Source organism: Blastococcus sp. SYSU DS0533 (assembly GCF_054050775.1).
Genome location: NZ_JBJGZZ010000003.1, coordinates 137,016 through 155,140 on the forward strand (window position 1 = coordinate 137,016; position 18,125 = coordinate 155,140).

General features: G+C 73.6%; 17 protein-coding genes and 3 tRNA genes. 13 read left to right on the plus strand and 7 right to left on the minus strand.

What is annotated here, in order from left to right; all coding sequences use genetic code 11:
- Positions 1 to 62: 62 nt before the first annotated feature.
- Positions 63 to 1,643: a citramalate synthase gene (gene cimA, locus ACI79W_RS05500; RefSeq protein ID WP_456561067.1), complete on the plus strand. Its 1,581-nt coding sequence runs from the start codon at positions 63 to 65 to the stop codon at positions 1,641 to 1,643.
- Here the strand turns inward: cimA and ACI79W_RS05505 are convergent.
- The 3 genes from ACI79W_RS05505 to ACI79W_RS05515 form a co-directional block, all read right to left on the minus strand.
- The gene (locus tag ACI79W_RS05505; protein WP_456561068.1) at positions 1,634 to 2,356 is read right to left on the minus strand and encodes a glutamine amidotransferase; all 723 of its coding nucleotides are present in this window, start codon (positions 2,354 to 2,356) and stop codon (positions 1,634 to 1,636) included. The genes cimA and ACI79W_RS05505 overlap by 10 nt on opposite strands.
- A 4-nt stretch (positions 2,357 to 2,360) precedes the next feature.
- Complete coding sequence (locus ACI79W_RS05510; protein ID WP_456561069.1) at positions 2,361 to 2,687, minus strand: putative quinol monooxygenase; 327 nt, start codon at positions 2,685 to 2,687, stop codon at positions 2,361 to 2,363.
- A 115-nt stretch (positions 2,688 to 2,802) separates the two neighbouring features.
- Entirely contained in the window at positions 2,803 to 3,111 is a 309-nt protein-coding gene (locus tag ACI79W_RS05515) for a VOC family protein (protein ID WP_456561070.1), read from the minus strand.
- A gap of 113 nt (positions 3,112 to 3,224) precedes the next feature.
- Here ACI79W_RS05515 and ACI79W_RS05520 point away from each other — a divergent pair, with 113 nt between their 5' ends.
- The 10 genes from ACI79W_RS05520 to ACI79W_RS05565 all read left to right on the plus strand — a co-directional run bounded on the left by ACI79W_RS05520 (position 3,225) and on the right by ACI79W_RS05565 (position 11,537).
- Positions 3,225 to 4,037 carry a fumarylacetoacetate hydrolase family protein gene (locus tag ACI79W_RS05520; protein ID WP_456561071.1) on the plus strand — a complete coding sequence of 271 codons (813 nt, stop codon included), beginning with the start codon at positions 3,225 to 3,227 and terminating at the stop codon, positions 4,035 to 4,037.
- Positions 4,034 to 5,509, plus strand: a complete 1,476-nt coding sequence (gene gltX, locus ACI79W_RS05525) for a glutamate--tRNA ligase (RefSeq protein ID WP_456561072.1) — start codon at positions 4,034 to 4,036, stop codon at positions 5,507 to 5,509. The genes ACI79W_RS05520 and gltX overlap by 4 nt, the downstream gene beginning before the upstream one ends.
- Positions 5,506 to 6,699: a CPBP family intramembrane glutamic endopeptidase gene (locus tag ACI79W_RS05530; RefSeq protein ID WP_456561073.1), complete on the plus strand. Its 1,194-nt coding sequence runs from the start codon at positions 5,506 to 5,508 to the stop codon at positions 6,697 to 6,699. Before gltX ends, ACI79W_RS05530 begins: the two co-directional genes overlap by 4 nt.
- A 78-nt stretch (positions 6,700 to 6,777) precedes the next feature.
- Positions 6,778 to 6,849 (plus strand) — tRNA-Gln (locus ACI79W_RS05535).
- Positions 6,850 to 6,884: 35 nt separating this feature from the next.
- Positions 6,885 to 6,957: transfer RNA gene (locus ACI79W_RS05540), tRNA-Glu, on the plus strand.
- A 100-nt stretch (positions 6,958 to 7,057) separates the two neighbouring features.
- Positions 7,058 to 7,130, plus strand: a tRNA-Glu gene (locus ACI79W_RS05545).
- 166 nt (positions 7,131 to 7,296) lie between these two features.
- Positions 7,297 to 8,379 carry a galactose-1-phosphate uridylyltransferase gene (gene galT, locus ACI79W_RS05550; protein WP_456561074.1) on the plus strand — a complete coding sequence of 361 codons (1,083 nt, stop codon included), beginning with the start codon at positions 7,297 to 7,299 and terminating at the stop codon, positions 8,377 to 8,379.
- A gap of 14 nt (positions 8,380 to 8,393) precedes the next feature.
- Positions 8,394 to 9,542 carry a galactokinase gene (galK, locus tag ACI79W_RS05555; RefSeq protein ID WP_456561075.1) on the plus strand — a complete coding sequence of 383 codons (1,149 nt, stop codon included), beginning with the start codon at positions 8,394 to 8,396 and terminating at the stop codon, positions 9,540 to 9,542.
- Between the two features lie 22 nt (positions 9,543 to 9,564).
- Entirely contained in the window at positions 9,565 to 11,229 is a 1,665-nt protein-coding gene (locus ACI79W_RS05560; protein WP_456561076.1) for a sodium:solute symporter family protein, read from the plus strand.
- A gap of 17 nt (positions 11,230 to 11,246) precedes the next feature.
- Positions 11,247 to 11,537 carry a hypothetical protein gene (locus tag ACI79W_RS05565; protein WP_456561077.1) on the plus strand — a complete coding sequence of 97 codons (291 nt, stop codon included), beginning with the start codon at positions 11,247 to 11,249 and terminating at the stop codon, positions 11,535 to 11,537.
- Positions 11,538 to 11,540: 3 nt separating this feature from the next.
- Here ACI79W_RS05565 and ACI79W_RS05570 read toward each other — a convergent pair whose 3' ends face one another.
- Positions 11,541 to 12,203, minus strand: coding sequence for an IclR family transcriptional regulator (locus ACI79W_RS05570; protein ID WP_244524108.1), 663 nt, complete (start codon positions 12,201 to 12,203; stop codon positions 11,541 to 11,543).
- A 111-nt stretch (positions 12,204 to 12,314) separates the two neighbouring features.
- On the opposite strand from ACI79W_RS05570, the gene leuC reads away from it, so the two are divergent.
- Both leuC and leuD read left to right on the plus strand, forming a co-directional pair.
- The gene (gene leuC, locus ACI79W_RS05575; RefSeq protein WP_456561078.1) at positions 12,315 to 13,721 is read left to right on the plus strand and encodes a 3-isopropylmalate dehydratase large subunit; all 1,407 of its coding nucleotides are present in this window, start codon (positions 12,315 to 12,317) and stop codon (positions 13,719 to 13,721) included.
- A 3-nt stretch (positions 13,722 to 13,724) separates the two neighbouring features.
- Positions 13,725 to 14,324, plus strand: a complete 600-nt coding sequence (leuD, locus tag ACI79W_RS05580) for a 3-isopropylmalate dehydratase small subunit (RefSeq protein WP_456561079.1) — start codon at positions 13,725 to 13,727, stop codon at positions 14,322 to 14,324.
- Between the two features lie 69 nt (positions 14,325 to 14,393).
- On the opposite strand, the gene ACI79W_RS05585 is transcribed toward leuD, so the two are convergent.
- Genes ACI79W_RS05585 through cofC form a run of 3 tightly spaced genes read right to left on the minus strand, consistent with a single transcriptional unit; the run spans position 14,394 to position 18,034 of the window.
- Positions 14,394 to 15,326: an NUDIX hydrolase gene (locus ACI79W_RS05585; RefSeq protein WP_456561080.1), complete on the minus strand. Its 933-nt coding sequence runs from the start codon at positions 15,324 to 15,326 to the stop codon at positions 14,394 to 14,396.
- Entirely contained in the window at positions 15,310 to 17,382 is a 2,073-nt protein-coding gene (locus ACI79W_RS05590) for an RNA degradosome polyphosphate kinase (protein WP_456561081.1), read from the minus strand. The genes ACI79W_RS05585 and ACI79W_RS05590 overlap by 17 nt, the downstream gene beginning before the upstream one ends.
- A 4-nt stretch (positions 17,383 to 17,386) precedes the next feature.
- Positions 17,387 to 18,034, minus strand: a complete 648-nt coding sequence (gene cofC / locus ACI79W_RS05595) for a 2-phospho-L-lactate guanylyltransferase (RefSeq protein WP_456561082.1) — start codon at positions 18,032 to 18,034, stop codon at positions 17,387 to 17,389.
- Between the last annotated feature and the right edge of the window lie 91 nt (positions 18,035 to 18,125).

The window sequence follows — 18,125 nt, forward strand, 5'->3', positions numbered from 1 at the left end:
ACCTCCCGTACCCGGGGGGTCTTTTTCGTGTTCGGGCCGCCACCACCGCCCCGGGAGACCCCATGACCAGCACCGACTTCCACGTCTTCGACACCACGCTGCGCGACGGCGCCCAGCGCGAGGGCATCAGCTACTCGGTCGCCGACAAGCTCGCGGTCGCCCGGCTGCTGGACGAGATCGGGGTCGGCTTCATCGAGGGCGGGTGGCCCGGGGCCCTGCCCAAGGACACCGAGTTCTTCGCCCGCGCGCGCACCGAGCTCCAGCTCAAGCACGCGCAGCTGGTGGCGTTCGGCGCGACGCGCAAGGCCGGTGTCGCCGTCGAGGACGACCTGCAGGTGCGCGCGCTGCTGGACGCCGGGACGCCGGTGGTGTGCCTGGTCGCGAAGTCCGACGTCCGGCACGTGCGCGAGGCCCTGCGCACGACGCTGGAGGAGAACCTGGCGATGGTGGCTGACACCGTCGCCTTCCTCGTGGCGCAGGGCCGCCGGGTGTTCCTCGACTGCGAGCACTTCTTCGACGGCTACGCGGCCGACCGCGACTACGGGGTGCGCGTGCTGCGGGCGGCGTTCGGCGCCGGGGCCGAGGTCGGCGTCCTGTGCGACACCAACGGCGGGATGCTGCCCATGGGCGTGGGCCGGGTGGTCGCCGACGTGGCGTCCCGCGTGGACGGCAAGCTGGGCATCCACTGCCAGGACGACACCGGGTGCGCGGTGGCCAACACCCTGGCCGCGGTCGAGGCCGGCGTCACCCACGTGCAGGGGACGGCGAACGGCTACGGGGAGCGGGCCGGCAACGCGGACACGTTCGCGCTGATCGCCAACCTGGTCACCAAGATGGGCATCCCCGCGGTGCCCGCCGAGTGCCTCCCGGAGCTGCAGCGGGTCAGCCACGCGATCGCCGAGCTGGCCAACATCGCCCCCGACGACCACCAGCCCTACGTGGGCGCCTCGGCGTTCGCGCACAAGGCGGGGCTGCACGCCAGCGCGATCAAGGTCAGCCCCGAGCTCTACAACCACCTGGACCCCGCCGTCGTCGGCAACGACATGCGCATCCTGGTCACCGAGATGGCCGGCCGCGCCTCGGTCGAGCTCAAGGGGCGCGAGCTCGGCGTGGACCTCACCGGCCAGTCCGACGCGATCGGCCGGGTCGTCGACCAGGTGAAGGTGCTGGAGGCCGACGGCTGGTCCTTCGAGGCCGCCGACGCCTCCTTCGAGCTGCTGCTGCGCGCGCAGCTGCCGGAGGCGCCACCGCCCCTGTTCGAGCTGGAGAGCTACCGCACCTCCGTCGAGCACTGGGGCAACGGCGTCGTCGTCAGCGAGGCCACGGTGAAGGTCCACGTGGACGGCGAACGCATCATCAGCACCGGCGAGGGCAACGGCCCGGTGAACGCCCTGGACAACGCGCTCCGCCAGGCGCTGGTGCACCGCTACCCGCAGCTGGCCGAGGTCTCCCTGGCCGACTACAAGGTCCGCATCCTCGGCTGGAAGGGCGGCACCAGCGCGACCACCCGGGTGCTCATCGACACCACCGACGGGGTGGGGGAGTGGACCACGGTGGGCGTCCACGCCAACATCGTCGAGGCGTCGTGGCACGCGCTCGTCGACGCCCTCACCTACGCGGTGCTGCGCCGTCCTCAGCCGTAGCGGGCGACGAAGTTCGCCAGCAGCCGGCCGGGTGCGGTCACCACCGCGGGGGTCAGCCGCGCGACGACCGCCTCGACCTCGCTCGGCGCGAAGTAGCCGGCGTGCTGGTAGATGCGCACCCGGGCGACGATCGCGGCGACGTCGAGCTCGGGGTGGAACTGGGTGGCGTAGACGTTCTGCTTGACCTTGAACATCTGCACCGGGCAGGTCGCCGACGAGGCGAGCAGCACCGCGGTCGGCGGCAGCACGCGGCAGGCCTCCTTGTGCCCCACGAACGCGGTGAAGCGGTCGGGCACCCCGGCCAGCAGGGGGTCCGCCCGACCCTCCGGGGTCAGGCCCACCTCCACCGCCGACACCGGCTCGCCGTACGTCCGGTCGACGACGCCGCCCTGGTGCGTGCCCAGGGTGCCGATGCCGTAGCAGGCGCCGAAGAAGGGCAGGTCCCGGTCGACGACCTCGTCCAGCAGCCGGCCGACGTCGCGCTCGACCCGCACCTGGACCTCGGACTTCTCGGCGTCGGAGGAGTTGAACGGACCGCCACCCAGGAACACCCCGGCGTAGTCGTCGAGGTCGAGCGCCGGCAGCGGCCCGGCCTCCAGCCGGATGCGGTCCAGCCGGTCGGCCGGCAGGGCGGTGCAGCGCAGGAAGGAGGCGTGCTCCTCGTCCGCCGCCTCGTCCTCGGGTCGCGACGAGAGCAGGAGGAAGGGCTTCACCCGGTCAGCGCGGCTGGATCTCGCCCATCGGGCCCCAGCCGGCCACGTCGGGGGCGTCCACGTAGATGATCTGCGGCTGGGCGGAGACGAGGTCGGGGGCCTGCTCGACGAACCGCTTGAAGGCGTCGGTGGCGACGTGGGCGGCACCCGCGTCCGCGTCCCGGAAGCCCTCGACGCAGACGAAGGTGTCCGGCTCCTCGAGGCTCCGCGACCACTCGAAGAACAGCGAGCCCTCCTCGGCGTTGACCGCGCGGGCGTAGTCGCTGGCCAGCCCGGCCCACTCGTCGGCGCGCTCGGGACGGACGGGGAACTTCACGACGATCAGGATCACGGTGTCATTGTCGGCCTCCGGCCGGCACCGCGGCCAGTTGCCGCCCCCGGCTGCGCGGAGCGCGTCCGTCGCCGCTGCGCAGGACCCTCCGGACCCCACTCGGGATGACCGGGCTCTACTGCGGGTCGAGCCTGCGGCGCAGCAGGCAGAAATCGTTGCCCTCGGGATCGGCGAGGACGTGCCAGGTGGCGTCGGCGGGCTGGCCGACGTCGGCCGGCGTCGCGCCGAGGTCGAGCAGCCGCCGCAGTTCGGCGTCCTGGTCGCGGTCGGTCGGGCGGACGTCGACGTGCAGGCGCACCTTCCCCGGCGTCGGGTCGCTGACCGGCACGAAGATCAGCGTGGGCGCGGGCCCGCCGAAGCCGGCCTCCGGGCCGATCTCGACGGCGCCGTCGGCCTCTCGCCCCACGACCCGGTAGTCGAGCACCGCCGCCCAGGAGGCGGCGAGGGACTCGGGTCCCGGCTGTCGACGACGAGCTCGTTGAACCGGCAGGCCATGGGTGCGCGGTAGGCAGCAGGAGGCGCGGTTAACCTCGGCTCGTGCGCATCGTCCGTTTCGCCAGTCCTCAGGGCATGTCCTTCGGCGTCCTCGACGGAGACGGCCAGGTGGCCCAGATCGAGGGCCACCCCTTCGGCCAGATCTCCTTCACCGGCGCCCGGTTCGCCCAGGCCGACATCCGGCTGCTCTCGCCGATCCTGCCGAGCAAGGTGGTGTGCGTCGGCAAGAACTACGCCGAGCACGTGAAGGAGATGGGCACCGGCGACGCGCCGGGGGAGCCGCTGCTGTTCCTCAAGCCCTCGACGTCGGTCATCGGCCCCGGCGACGCGATCCGCATCCCGCCGGGGAGCACCAACGTGCACCACGAGGTGGAGCTCGCGGTGGTCATCGGCGCCCGCGGGGCCCGCAACGTCACCCCCGAGCAGGCGCTGGGCAGCGTCTTCGGCTGGACGATCGCGAACGACGTCACCGAGCGGGACATGCAGAAGAGCGACGGGCAGTGGACCCGGGCCAAGGGCTTCGACTCCTTCTGCCCCCTCGGCCCGTGGATCGAGACGGACCTGGCGGGCATCGGCCTGGACGCCGGCGACCTGGAGATCACCTGCGACGTCGACGGCGAGCGCCGCCAGACCGGCCGCACCAGCCAGTTGCTCTTCGGCGTCCCGACGCTGATCTCCTACATCTCCCAGGTGATGACCCTGCTGCCCGGCGACGTCGTGCTGACCGGCACCCCGTCGGGCGTGGGCCCCATCCGCCCCGGTCAGACCGTGTCCTGCTCCGTGCAGGGGCTGGGCACGCTGACCAACACGGTGACGGCGGCCGACGCCGTCTCGACCGCCGGTGGCGCCCGGTGACCGTCCGCACCCGCTTCTGCCCGTCGCCGACCGGGCTGGTGCACGTCGGGCTGATCCGCACCGCGCTGTTCAACTGGGCGCACGCCCGCCACCACGGCGGCACCTTCGTCTTCCGCATCGAGGACACCGACGCCGCCCGCGACTCCGAGGAGTCCTACCGGCACCTGCTCGACAGCCTCCGGTGGCTGGGCCTGGACTGGGACGAGGGCCCGGAGGTCGGTGGCCCGAACGGGCCGTACCGCCAGTCGGAGCGGCACGAGGTGTACCGGGAGGTCGCCGCCAAGCTGCTCCAGTCCGGGCACGCCTACGAGTCCTTCTCGACCAACGAGGAGGTCGACGCCCGGCGACGGGCCGCCGGCGAGGACCCGAAGCTCGGCTACGACAACCACGACCGGTTCCTCACCGACGCGCAGAAGGCGGCGTTCCGGGACGAGGGCCGCCAGCCCGTGCTGCGGCTGCGCATGCCCGACGAGGACCTCACCTGGACCGACCTGGTGCGCGGCGAGGTGCGCTTCGCCGCGGGCGCGGTGCCGGACTTCGTGCTGGTCCGCGGCAACGGCGTCCCGCTCTACCCCTTCGTGAACCCGGTCGACGACGCCCTGATGGGCATCACCGACGTGCTCCGCGGCGAAGACCTGCTGCCCTCGACCCCGCGGCAGCTGGCGCTGTACGCGGCGCTCAGCGACATCGGCGTGGCCCAGGGCACCCCGCGCTTCGGCCACCTGCCCCTGGTGACGGGTGAGGGCACCAAGAAGCTGTCCAAGCGCGACCCCACGTCGAACCTCGACGTCTACCGCGAGCGCGGGTTCCTGCCCGAGGGGCTGGTGAACTACCTGGCACTGCTGGGCTGGTCGATCGCCGACGACCGGGACATCTTCTCGACGGCGGAGCTGGTCGAGGCGTTCGACGTCACGCGGGTGAGCGCCAACCCGGCCCGCTTCGACCTGAAGAAGGCCGAGGCGATCAACGCCACCCACCTGCGGGCGCTCCCGGTCGAGGAGTTCACCGCCCGCGTGGTGCCGCACCTGGCCGCCGCCGGGCTGGTGGCCGACCCGCCCACCGCCGAGCAGGACGCGGTGCTGCGGGCGATCGCCCCGCTGGCGCAGGAGCGGATGGTGGTGCTCTCCGAGGCCGTCGGGCTGCTCGGCTTCCTGTTCGTGGACCAGGTGGAGATCGACCCGGCCGCCGCCGACAAGCAGCTGGCCGGCGAGAGCGCCGTCGAGGTGCTCGACGCGGCCACGGCCGCGCTCGAGCGGCTCCCGGAGTGGACCACCCCGGCCATCGAGCAGGCGCTGAAGGAAGCGCTCGTCGAGGGGCTGGGCCGCAAGCCGCGGCAGGCGTTCGGCCCCGTCCGCGTCGCCGTCAGCGGGCGCACGGTGTCCCCGCCGCTGTACGAGTCGATGGAGCTGCTGGGCCGGGAGCGGACGCTCGCCCGGCTGGCCGCGGCCCGCACGGTGGCGTCGGCGGGATGAGCTCCCCGGCGGCCGGCGGGGGGCCGGTCGAGGAGCCCTACGCCGGGCCGCCGCCCACGCTGCGGCCGGCACCGGGGCGGTCCCCGGTGCCGCCCTGGCCGCAGGTGCCCGGGCCGTACGCGCCGGCGCCGTGGTCGTACGGGCACGGGCCGTACCCGCCGGCGCCCTTCCCGCCCGCGCCGTTCCCCTCTGCGTCCTTCCCGCCGGCGCCTCTCCCGCCGGTGCCGCCGGCCGGGTGGGCGCTGCCGCCGGGCACGCCGCCGCACGACCGGCCGACGTCCTTCCTGCACGTCATGCGGACCCGCGACTGGGCCTGGTGGCGGCCGCTGCTGGGGCTGCTCCTGCTCGGGGTGGTCTTCCTCGTGGCCGGGGCGCTGCTGGGCGTGATCGGCATCCTCACCGGCATCAGCCCCGACCTCGCCCTGGTCGAGCTCACCGACCCCGGCACGCTGCTGGTCACGAACGCGACCCTGGTCGTCGGCATCCCGGTGGTGTGGCTGGCCTGGGCGGTGGCGCACGGCATGCGCCCGGGCTGGTCGTCGTCGGTGCTGGCGCGGTTCCGGTGGCGGCTGCTGCCCCGGCTGACCGCGCTGGCGCTGCTCTCGATCGGCGTCGTCATCGGGCTCTCCGTGCTCGTGGGCGTCACCGCCGGCGAGGTGGAGGTCACCGGGCCGGTTCCGTCGTGGGGCTGGCTGCTGGCCGTCGTCCTGCTCACCACGCCGCTGCAGTCGGCGGCCGAGGAGTACCTCTTCCGCGGGTACCTCAGCCAGGCGATCGCCGGCTGGATCCGGGCACCGCGCACCGGTGCGGTGGTGGCCGCCGTGGTGACCGGCGCCCTCTTCTCGCTCGCGCACCTGCCGCCGGACCTCGCCACCTTCCTCGACCGTTTCGCCTTCGCCCTCGCCGCCTCCGCGGTGGTGTGGCTGACCGGCGGCATCGAGGCGGCCGTGGTCATGCACGCGGTGAACAACGTGGTGCTGTTCCTGCTCGTCGCCCTGCTGGGCGACGCGGTCGCCACCGACGTGGTTCCCGCCGGGTTCGTGCCCGTGTCGCTCGCGCTCACCGCGGCCGGCTTCGGCGGCTTCGTCCTGCTCGTCGCCCGGTGGCGGCGGCGGGCGCAGCCGGAGCTGCGCACCGCCGCCCTGGACCTGCGCGTCCTGCCCGGCGCGCCACCCGTGCCCGCGCGCTGACCCGCCGTCCAGGGGGCGGTGCGACCCGCGTCCGGGACGTCGGGTACAGTTCTTCCCGGCGCCGCGAGGTGCCACCCATGGGGTATGGGGTAATTGGCAGCCCGACGGTTTCTGGTTCCGTTAGTCTAGGTTCGAGTCCTGGTACCCCAGCGAGGAAGCCTGGTTCCTCTCGCACCACCCAGCACGGCCCCGTCGTCTAGCGGCCCAGGACGCCGCCCTCTCACGGCGGTAGCGAGGGTTCGAATCCCTTCGGGGCTACGCGACCGAGAGCCCCCGACCCACCGGTCGGGGGCTCTCGCCGTTGCCGGGCCCCCCGGTGCGTGCCCCGGGAGCGGGCATGGCAGGATGTTGTCCGCACGGCCCCGTCGTCTAGCGGCCTAGGACGCCGCCCTCTCACGGCGGTAGCGAGGGTTCGAATCCCTTCGGGGCTACGCGACCGAGAGCCCCCGACCCCCGGGTCGGGGGCTCTCGCCGTTCCCGGGCCCGTCGTCCGGACGTAGCGGAGATCGCACTGCTCCAGGTGGCAGCGTGATCACCGGCGGGCTTACCGTCTCTCCGCCGTTCACCCCCGTGACACGGCGGGAAGGCGGTCGCGCGGTGTTCCGGACGAGGCGTGCCCTGGCCGACGGCCGGGAGATCCTCTACTTCGACGCGCAGCCCGTGGCACGCGACGCCGAGGACGGCCGCGACCTGCCCGCCGTAGCCACCCGGTCCCAGCTCCGCTTCGACCCGCTGCTGGACGAGTGGGTCATCGTCGCGGCGCACCGGCAGACCCGCACGTTCCTGCCCCCGGTCGACCAGTGCCCGCTGTGCCCCTCGCGACCGGGCCGGCCCACGGAGGTGCCCGAGAGCGACTACCAGGTGGTCGTCTTCGAGAACCGGTTCCCGTCCCTGGCCACCGACGTCGACCGCGACGTGCCGCCCGCCGCGCCCGGGAACCCGCTCGCTCAGCTGCGGCCCGGGCGGGGCCGCTGCGAGGTCGTCTGCTTCACCAGCGAGCACGACCGCGACTTCGCCGGGCTCGGCCGGGACCGGGCTCGGCTGGTCGTCGACGTGTGGGCCGAGCGCACCGCCGAGCTGTCGACGCTGGAGGGGGTGGCCCACGTCTTCTGCTTCGAGAACCACGGCGAGGAGATCGGGGTGACCCTCAGCCACCCGCACGGCCAGATCTACGCCTACCCGTTCGTGCCGCCCCGGGTGGAGCGGGTGCTCGCCTCGGCGCGGCGGCACCGGGCGGAGACCGGACGCGGGCTGTTCGCCGACGTGCTGGCGGCGGAGCGGGGCGGCCCCCGGGTGGTCGCCGCCAACGAGCACTGGACGGCGTTCGTGCCGGCGGCCGCCCGCTGGCCCTACGAGGTGCAGCTGTTCCCCACGCGCCAGGTGCCCGACCTGCCCGCGCTCGGCGTCGCCGAGCGGGACGCCCTGGCCGAGGTCTACCTGGACCTGCTCGGCCGCTTCGCCCACCGGTTCGACACCCCCATGCCCTACATCGCCTCCTGGAACCAGGCCCCCGTGCACGACGGCCGCGAGGAGTGGTGGCTGCACCTGCAGCTGTTCTCGCTGCGCCGGGCCCCGGGCAAGCTGAAGTACCTGGCCGGCTCCGAGTCCGGCATGGGCGCCTTCATCACCGACACCAACCCCGAGGACGTCGCCGAGCAGCTGCGGGCCGTGACCTGGTGACGGGGGAGCGGGCCGTGGACCGCGCCGCCGCGGCCTTCGCCGATCGGTTCGGGGGCCGTCCCGAGGGCGTGTGGGCGGCACCGGGGCGGGTCAACGTCATCGGTGAGCACACCGACTACAACGGCGGCTTCGTGCTGCCCATCGCGCTGCCGCACACGACGCGCGCCGCCGTCGCCCGGCGGGACGACGGCCGGCTGGTGCTGCGCTCGCTGCAGCACCCCGACGAGGACGCCGACGTCCCCGTCGCCGACCTGCGGCCGGGTGTGCCGTCGGGGTGGGCCGGATACGTGGCCGGGGTCGTGCACGAGGTGGCCGGCTCGGTACCGGGCGGGCTGAGCGTCCTGGTGGACGGCGACGTGCCGGCCGGTGCCGGGCTGTCCTCGTCGGCGGCGCTGGAGTGCGCCGTCGCGCTGGCCCTGCGCGACCTGCTGGACCTCGGCCTCGGCGCCGGCGACCTGGTGGACCTCGCCAGGCGCGCCGAGAACGACTTCGTCGGCGCCCCCACCGGAATCCTCGACCAGTCGGCGTCGGTCCTCTGCACGGAAGGGCACGCGCTCTTCCTCGACACCCGCGACCGCAGCAGCGAGCAGGTGCCCTTCGACCTGGCCGCCGCCGGCCTGGCGCTGCTCGTCCTCGACAGCGGGACGACGCACGACCACGCCGCCTCGGGATACGGGGACCGGCGCCGCGAGTGCGAGGAGGCGGCCGCCCGGCTGGGCGTCGACCTGCTCCGCGAGGTGGCCGACGTCGCCGCGCTCGATGCCCTCGCCGACGGGAGCGCCGAGGGCGGGCGGCTGCGCCGCCGGGCGCGGCACGTCGTCACCGAGGACGCCCGCGTGCTCCAGGTGGTCGCGGCGCTGCGCTCCGGGGCCGACCCCCGGGCGATCGGCCCGCTGCTCACCGAGGGGCACGCCTCGCTGCGGGACGACTTCGAGGTCTCGGTGCCCCTGCTGGACGCATGCGTGGACGCCGCCGTGGCGGCCGGCGCCCACGGCGCCCGGATGGTGGGCGGCGGCTTCGGTGGCAGCGCGATCGCGCTGGTCGAGGCCGATGCCGTCGACGCCGTCACCGCCGCCGTCGCCGACCGGTTCGCCCGCGAGGGCGCACCCGCCCCTCGCTCCTTCGTCGCCGTCCCCTCCGCCGGGGCCCGGCGGCTGCGCTGATCACACCCGGGAAGAGGAGAACGTGGACGACTCGCTCAGGCTGGACGCGAACGCCGTCGACTACGCGCTGGTCGCCGTCTACTTCGCCGTCGTCCTGCTGATCGGGTTCGCCGCCCGGCGGCGGGTCTCCGACAGCCTGGACTTCTTCCTGTCCGGGCGGTCGCTGCCTGCGTGGGTGACCGGCCTGGCGTTCATCTCGGCGAACCTCGGCGCGGTCGAGATCGTCGGCATGTCGGCCAACGGCGCGCAGTACGGCATGAGCACCATGCACTACTTCTGGATCGGCGCCGTGCCGGCCATGCTCTTCCTGGGCGTGGTGATGATGCCCTTCTACTACGGGTCGAAGGTGCGCAGCGTCCCGGAGTTCATGCGCCGCCGGTTCGGCACCGGGGCCCACCTGGTGAACGCGGTCAGCTTCGCCGTCGCGCAGGTGCTCATCGCCGGCATCAACCTCTACCTCCTGGCCACGATCGTGGAGGCGCTGCTGGGGTGGCCGCTGTGGGTGGCGCTCATCGTCGCCGCGGCCGTGGTGCTCAGCTACATCACCCTCGGCGGGCTCTCGGCCGCGATCTACAACGAGGTCCTGCAGTTCTTCGTCATCGTCGCCGCGCTGCTGCCGTTGACGCTGATCGGGCTCCACCGGGTGGGCGGCATCGGCGGGCTGGTCGACCGCGTCACCGAGGCCGACGGCGCCGAGCAGCTGTCCAGCTGGCCGGCCACCGACCTCTCCGGCTTCGAGAGCCCGGTCTGGTCGACGGTCGGCATCGTCTTCGGGCTGGGCTTCGTGCTCTCCTTCGGCTACTGGACGACGAACTTCGTCGAGGTCCAGCGGGCCATGGCGACCCACTCGATGTCCGCGGCCCGCAGCACCCCGATCATCGGCGCGTTCCCGAAGATGTTCATCCCGTTCATCGTGGTGGTCCCGGGGCTCATCGCCGGGGTGCTGGTACCGGAGATCCAGCAGCTCAAGGCCGGGCAGGAAAGCGGCCTGGACTACAACCAGGCGCTGCTGGGCCTGATCCGCGACGTGCTGCCGAACGGGCTGCTCGGCGTGGCGATCGCCGGCCTGCTGGCGGCGTTCATGGCAGGCATGGCCGCGAACATCTCGGCCTTCAACACCGTCTTCAGCTACGACCTGTGGCAGCAGTACGTGAAGAAGGACCGGCCCGACCACTACTACCTGGCCGTCGGCCGGTGGGCGACCGTGGGGGCGACCGTCGTCGCGATCGGCACCGCGCTCATCGCGGCCGGATACAGCAACCTGATGGACTACCTGCAGACGCTGTTCGGCTTCTTCAACGCGCCGCTGTTCGCCACCTTCATCCTCGGCATGTTCTGGAAGCGGATGACGCCCACGGCGGGCTGGACCGGCCTGGTGTCGGGGACCCTCGCCGCGGTGTTCGTGTTCGTCCTGAGCGAGACCGGCGTCGTGGAGCTGCCCGGCCAGGGGACCGCGTTCGTCGCCGCCGGTGCCGCCTTCGTCGTCGACATCCTGGTCAGCGTCGCGGTGACCCAGGTGACCACCCCGAAACCCGTGCGGGAGCTCGCCGGCCTGGTCTACTCCGAGACACCCGAGGAGCAGCGCACCGATCCCGAGGCGCACCGGCTGCCCTGGTACCGGTCGCCGGTCCCGATGGCCGGCATCGCGCTGGTCCTGGTCATCGCCCTGAACGTCGTCTTCCGCTGAGCGAAGGGAACGCAGCCGTGAGCAGCGCATCGAGCAGCACCGGCCGCCGCCGCCAGGCGGGGGCCTTCGACATCCGCAACATCATCGGCGCCCTGATCGGCTTCTACGGCGTCGTCCTGGTGATCACGGGGCTGGTGAACGACACGGCGGCCGAGCGGGCCAAGACCGGTGACGTCAACGCCAACCTCTGGGCGGGCCTCGGCATGGTGGCGTTCGGGCTCGTCTTCTTCGCGTGGTCGTGGCTGCGGCCGGTCGTCGTCGACGAGGAGGCCGTCGCCGGGGACGAGGACGGGCCCGCCGGTACCTGACGGCTACCGGGCGGCGCGGGAGATGGCCGCCGCGGCGTCGAGCACGGCGCCGACCACCTCGGGGCTGGGCCGGCGGCCGAGCCGCTCCACCGGCCCGGAGATGGAGACGGCGCCGAGCACCGTGCCCGTGGCGTCCCGGACCGGTGCCGACAGCGAGGCGACGCCGGCCTCGCGCTCGGCCACGCTGTGCGCCCAGCCGCGCCTCCGGACGTCGAGCAGCGTGCGCGCCGTGAAGCTCGCCGACGGCAGCAGGCGGGTGACCTCGTCGGCGGGCATGAACGCCAGCAGGGCGTGCGCCGCCGACCCCGCCGTCATCGGCAGGCGCGCGCCGACGGGGACGGTGTCCCGGAGGCCGCTGGTGCGCTCCGCGGCCGAGACGCACACGCGCGTGGCGCCGTCGCGCACGTAGAACTGCGCGCTCTCGCCGGTCGCGTCGCGCAGGGTGACCAGGTGGCGTGCGGCGATCTCCCCGATGTCGGCCGTGCCCCGGCCCAGCTCGGCCAGCGCCGGCCCCGGTGCCCAGCTGCCGCTGTCGGTGCGCCGGACGAGGCGGTGCCCCTCGAGCGCGACGGCCAGCCGGTGGGCCGTCGCCCGGGGGAGGCCGGTGCGCGCGACGAGCTCGGCGAGGGTGGCCGGCTCGTGCGCCACGGCGTGCAGGATCGACACCGCTTTGTCCAGAACCGCGACCGGGTTAGGCTGTCCCACACAGCAATACTCGCATCCCGAAGAGTGAGACTGTCAACTCGGGATCGACCAGTCACCCGAAGGGGACGAGCCGTGCCGAAGACCCTGGCCGAGAAGGTCTACGACGCCCACGTCGTGCGCAGCACGCAGGGTGAGCCAGACCTGCTCTACATCGACCTGCACCTCGTGCACGAGGTCACCAGCCCGCAGGCCTTCGACGGCCTCCGGGCGGCCGGGCGCACGGTGCGCCGCCCCGACCTCACGATGGCCACCGAGGACCACAACGTCCCGACCCTGGACATCCTCGCGCCGATCGCCGACCCGGTCAGCCGGGCGCAGGTCGACGCGCTGCGCCGGAACGCCGCCGAGTTCGGGATCCGGCTGGCCCCCATGGGCGACCGCGACCAGGGCATCGTGCACGTCATCGGCCCGCAGCTGGGGCTGACCCAGCCGGGCATGACCATCGTGTGCGGCGACAGCCACACCTCCACCCACGGCGCCTTCGGGGCGCTGGCCTTCGGCATCGGCACCAGCGAGGTCGAGCACGTGCTGGCCACCCAGACGCTGCCGCAGTACCGCCCCAAGCAGATGGCGGTCACCGTCGACGGCGAGCTGGCGGCCGGCGTCTCGGCGAAGGACATCATCCTGGCGGTCATCGCGCAGATCGGCACGAACGGTGCCGCCGGCCACGTCATCGAGTACCGCGGCAGCGCCATCGAGGCGCTGTCGATGGAGGCCCGCATGACGATCTGCAACATGTCCATCGAAGCCGGTGCCCGCGCCGGGCTGATCGCCCCCGACCGGACCACGTTCGAGTTCCTGCGCGGCCGCCCGCACGCACCGGAGGGTGCCGACTGGGACGCCGCCGTCGAGTACTGGTCGACGCTGCGCACCGACGAGGGCGCGGTCTTCGACACCGAGGTCGTCCTCGACGCCTCGACGCTCACGCCGTTCGTCACCTGGGGCACCAACCCCGGCCAGGGCCTGCCGATCAGCGAGCGCGTGCCCGACCCGGCGGAGATGGCCGACGAGGGGGAGCGGCGGGCCGCCGAGCAGGCGCTGGCCTACATGGGGCTGACCCCGGGCACCCCGCTCACCGAGATCGAGGTGGACACCGTCTTCCTCGGCTCCTGCACCAACGGGCGGATCGAGGACCTGCGCGTCGCCGCCGAGATGCTGCGCGGGAAGAGGATCGACCCGGGCACGCGGATGCTGGTCGTCCCCGGCTCGGTCGGCGTGAAGAACCAGGCCGAGGCCGAGGGGCTCGACCGGGTCTTCGTCGAGGCAGGTGCGGAGTGGCGCGGCGCCGGCTGCTCGATGTGCCTGGGCATGAACCCCGACCAGCTCAAGCCGGGCGAGCGCTCCGCCTCGACCAGCAACCGCAACTTCCAGGGCCGGCAGGGCAAGGGTGGGCGCACCCACCTGGTCTCGCCGTCGGTGGCTGCCGCCACCGCGCTCACCGGCCGCCTGACCGCCCCCGCCGACCTGATCGGAGCCTGACCCGTGGACGCCTTCACGACGCACACCGGCACCGTCGCACCGCTGCGCCGCAGCGCCGTCGACACCGACCAGATCATCCCGGCCGAGTACCTCAAGCGGATCACCCGCACCGGGTTCGAGGACGGCCTCTTCGTCGCCTGGCGCACCAACGAGCCGGACTTCGTGCTCAACAAGCCGGAGTTCGCCGACGCGTCCATCCTCGTCGCCGGGCCCGACTTCGGCACCGGTTCCTCCCGCGAGCACGCCGTCTGGGCGCTGCTGGACGGCGGCTTCCGCGTGGTCATCAGCTCGCGGTTCGCCGACATCTTCAAGAACAACTCCACCAAGGCCGGGCTGCTCACCGTCGTCCTGCCCCAGGCCGAGGTGGAGGCCCTGTGGGCGGCCGCCGAGGCCGACCCGACCACGCAGGTGACCGTCGACCTGGTGGCCAAGCAGATCAGCTACGGCGAGACGACGGTCCCCTTCGACGCCGACGACTACACCCGCTGGCGCCTGCTGGAAGGGCTCGACGACGTCGGCCTCACCGAGCGGCACCTGGCCGACGTCGAGGCCTACGAGGCGAGGCGCCCCGCCTGGCTGCCCCAGGCGCTACCGGCTCGGTGACGTGATGGAAGGGCCACCGCCCAGGGGCCCGCGCCGAGCGCGCGAGGTGCGGGGAGGGCGGTGGTCCTCCTACTGCGAGGGTGCGTCGGGGTCGGGTTCGAAGTCGCGGTAGTAGTCGGCCACCAGCGCACCGCGCCGGCCGCCCAGGGCCCACACGCTGCCCTTCGCGGCCGGCGGCGGCAGGCCGGGGACGCCGTGGCCGTGCACCCCGAGCGCCTGCAGCAGCGACGGGATGGTCCCGCCCTGGCTGCACACCACCGTGGCCCCGGCGTCCGGCCCGGCGGCGAGCAGCCGCTCCAGCGCGGTGAGCGCCGCCTGCGGGTTCTCGGTGAAGCACTCCTCGCCGAACTCGGGCCGGTCGCGCACCTCCAGGTCCAGCCGCTCCGCCAGGGGCTCCACCGTCGAGCGGCAGCGCAGCGGTGGAGCCGAGGCGACAGCGCCCGGGTGGAAGCGCGGCAGCGCCCCGGCCAGCCGCTGCGCCTGGCGCCGTCCCTTGCCGTCCAGCGGGCGCAGCTCGTCGGGGCCGTCGAACTGGTGCTTGCTCCCCGCGCGGCCGTGGCGCACCAGCAGCACGGCCACCTCGCGGGGGACGTCGGTGCGGGCGGCATCGGCGATCACCAGCCGGTCGTGGTCGTGGGTCACCAGGGCCTCGGCGTCCGCGGGGGAGAGCCAGCGCAGCTCGTCGACCTCGTCGTTGGCCGCGAACCCGCCGCCCACGCAGCGCATCGCCCAGTAGTCCACCCGCTTGGGCGCACCGTCGACGACGTAGCGGGTGGTCGGGCAGCGGCGGCCGGCGACGACCTCCAGCCCCGTCTCCTCGACGACTTCCCGGCAGGCCGCCTGCAGGGGGTGCTCCCCGGCGTCGAGCTTCCCCTTGGGCAGCGACCAGTCGTCGTAGCGCGCACGGTGCACCACGGCGACCTCGATCCCGTCGCCCTCGGCGGGCCGCCACACCACGCCGCCCGCGGCGACGACGGTGCGGGGCTCAGCCGGCGAGCTCATGGACCCGACGCATCAGCGCCGCCTGGTGGTCGCGGCCCTCCAGCCGCTCCCAGCTCCCGTCGCTGCGCAGCTCCCAGCAGCGGACCCCGGGAGCCATCGCCGGCTCGAGGGCCTCCCGGAGCTGGGTCCGGGCAGCCTCGTCGCAGACGCGGAGGAGCACCTCCACGCGGCGGTCGAGGTTGCGGTGCATGAGGTCGGAGCTGCCGATCCACCACTCCGGGTCCCCGCCGTTGTGGAAGGACATGACCCGGGAGTGCTCCAGGAAGCGGCCGACGATCGAGCGCACGCGGATGGTCTCCGAGAGGCCGGGCACCCCGGGTCGCAGCGCGCAGATGCCGCGGACGAACAGCTCCACCGGGACGCCGGCGCGCGAGGCCTGGTAGAGCGCGTCGATGATCCGCTCGTCGACGATCGAGTTGGCCTTGATGCGGATGCCCGACGGGCGGCCCTCGGCGGCGTGCCGGGCCTCGCGGCGGATCTTCTCGATCAGCCCGTTGCGGATGCCGTGCGGCGCGACCATGAGCGTGCGGTAGTTGGTCTGCCGCGAGTAACCGGTGAGCACGTTGAACAGGTCGGTGAGGTCCGCGCCCACCCGCGGATCGGCGGTGAGGATGCCCAGGTCCTCGTAGATGCGCGCGGTCTTGGGGTTGTAGTTGCCGGTGCCGATGTGGCAGTACCGGCGGATGACCCCTTGCTCGCGGCGCACGACCAGTGCGGTCTTGCAGTGCGTCTTGAGGCCGACCAGGCCGTACACCACGTGGCAGCCGGCTCGCTCCAGCGAGCGGGCCCAGCTGATGTTGGCCTCCTCGTCGAAGCGGGCCTTGATCTCGACGAGCACCACCACCTGCTTGCCGGCCTCCGCCGCCTCGATGAGCGCGTTGACGATCGGCGAGTCACCGGAGGTGCGGTAGAGCGTCTGCTTGATGGCGAGCACGTGCGGATCGGCCGCCGCCTGCTCGATGAACCGCTGCACGCTCGTGGCGAACGAGTGGTAGGGGTGGTGCACCAGGACGTCGCCCTCGCGGAGCGTGGCGAAGACGCTCTTGGGCGTCTCGCCCTCGGAGAGGCGCGGGTGCGTCGCCGGCACGAACGGATCGTCCTTGAGCTCCGGCCGGTCGAGGTCGTAGAGGGCCATGAGCGACGCCAGGTCCAGTAGCCCGGGCACGTGGACGACGTCGTCGGGGGAGACCTCGAGCTCGGAGATGAGCACCTCGAGGATCCGCGGGTCCATCGGCTCGGCCACCTCGAGCCGGACGGCCGGGCCGAAGCGGCGCCGGGCGAGCTCGCGCTCGAGGGCCTGCAGCAGGTCCTCGTCGCGGTCCTCCTCGACCTCCAGGTCGGCGTTGCGCGTGACCCGGAAGAAGTGGTGGTCGATCACCTCCAGCCCCGGGAAGAGCTGGGCGAGGTGGGCGGCGATGAGGTCCTCGAGCGGGAGGAAGGTCGCGGTGGAGTCGACCGCCTCGACCGCGACGAACCGCGGCACGTTGTTGGGCACCTTGAGCCGGGCGAACCGCGGCGCGCCCGTCTCCGGGTCGCGCACCGACACCGCCAGGTTCAGCGACAGCCCGCTGATGTACGGGAAGGGGTGCGCGGGGTCGACCGCGAGCGGGGTGAGCACGGGGAACACCTGGTCGCGGAAGTAGTCCCGCAACCGGCGGGTGTCCTCGTCGGCGAGGTCCTCCCAGTGCACGATCCGGATGCCCGACTGCTCCAGCCGGGGGAGCACGTCCTTGTTGAAGACGTCGGAGTGCCGCTGCACCAGCTCCTGGGTGCGCGCCGTGACCAGCCCCAGCTGCTCGCGGATGGTCAGACCGTCGGGGGAGCGGACGGTGAGCCCGGTGCTCTGCCGGCGCTTCAGGCCGGCGATGCGCACCATGTAGAACTCGTCGAGGTTGCTGGCGAAGATCGCGAGGAACTTGACGCGCTCCAGCAGCGGCAGGGAGTCGTCCTCGGCCAGCTCGAGCACGCGGGCGTTGAAGTCCAGCCAGGACAGTTCCCGGTTCAGGTAGCGGTCGGCGGGCAGGGCATCGGTCCGGGGAGCGCTCTCTGGGGCCACGCCCTCATCGTGCCGTACCGACCCGGTCCGCGAGCAGCGGCGAGGCCAGGACCAGCCCCCTCGTGCACGGGCCGGCCCCGAGCGCGAGGGCCGAGCGCAGGTCCTCGGGGACGTCGACGTCGCGCCGCAGCCCGGGCCACGCGCCGGTGAGCCGCACGGCGCCGCCGGTCTCGTGCACGTGCGCGGATCCGCGCCCGAACCGCGGGTGCAGCGGCACGCCCGCGGCGGTCAGCAGCGTGGTGCCCGTCCCCTGGGCGTCGGCCACGAAGCACCGGGGGGCCGCCTCCGCGGCCGCCAGCGCCTCGGCCAGCTCCTCCGGGCGGAGGGCGGGCAGGTCGGAGGAGAGGGCGGCGACGGCCGTGCTCCCGGCGCGCCCGGCGCCGTGCTCCAGCGCGGGGTTGAGGCCGCGGTCGGGCTCGTCGGGCACGGTGGTCGCGCCGAGCCCCCGCACCAGCTCCGCGGACGCCGGCTCGTCGGTGACGACGACGACCGACCCCACCCGCTCGCAGGCCAGCGCCGCGGCGACCGTGTCGGCCAGCAGGGCGAGCACCAGGGCGCCGTGGTCACCGCCCGGGCCCGCGGTGAGCGGGCGCAGCCGCGTCTTCGCCGCGGCGAGCCGCTTCGCCGGGACGACGACCGACCACCTGGACACGCCACCACAATGTCAGCACGCGGTCGGGGAGGAGCCCCACGGACCGGACCCGGTGGTCCGGTCCGGGCGCCACGGGTCGATCATGGGCTGG

Bases quoted from the DNA above. Each gene is read 5' to 3' on its own strand.
- cimA (WP_456561067.1), top strand. From the start codon at position 63: ATGACCAGCACCGACTTCCACGTCTTCGACACCACGCTGCGCGACGGC.
- ACI79W_RS05530 (WP_456561073.1), top strand. From the start codon at position 5,506: ATGAGCTCCCCGGCGGCCGGCGGGGGGCCGGTCGAGGAGCCCTACGCC.
- ACI79W_RS05585 (WP_456561080.1), bottom strand. From the start codon at position 15,326: ATGAGCTCGCCGGCTGAGCCCCGCACCGTCGTCGCCGCGGGCGGCGTG.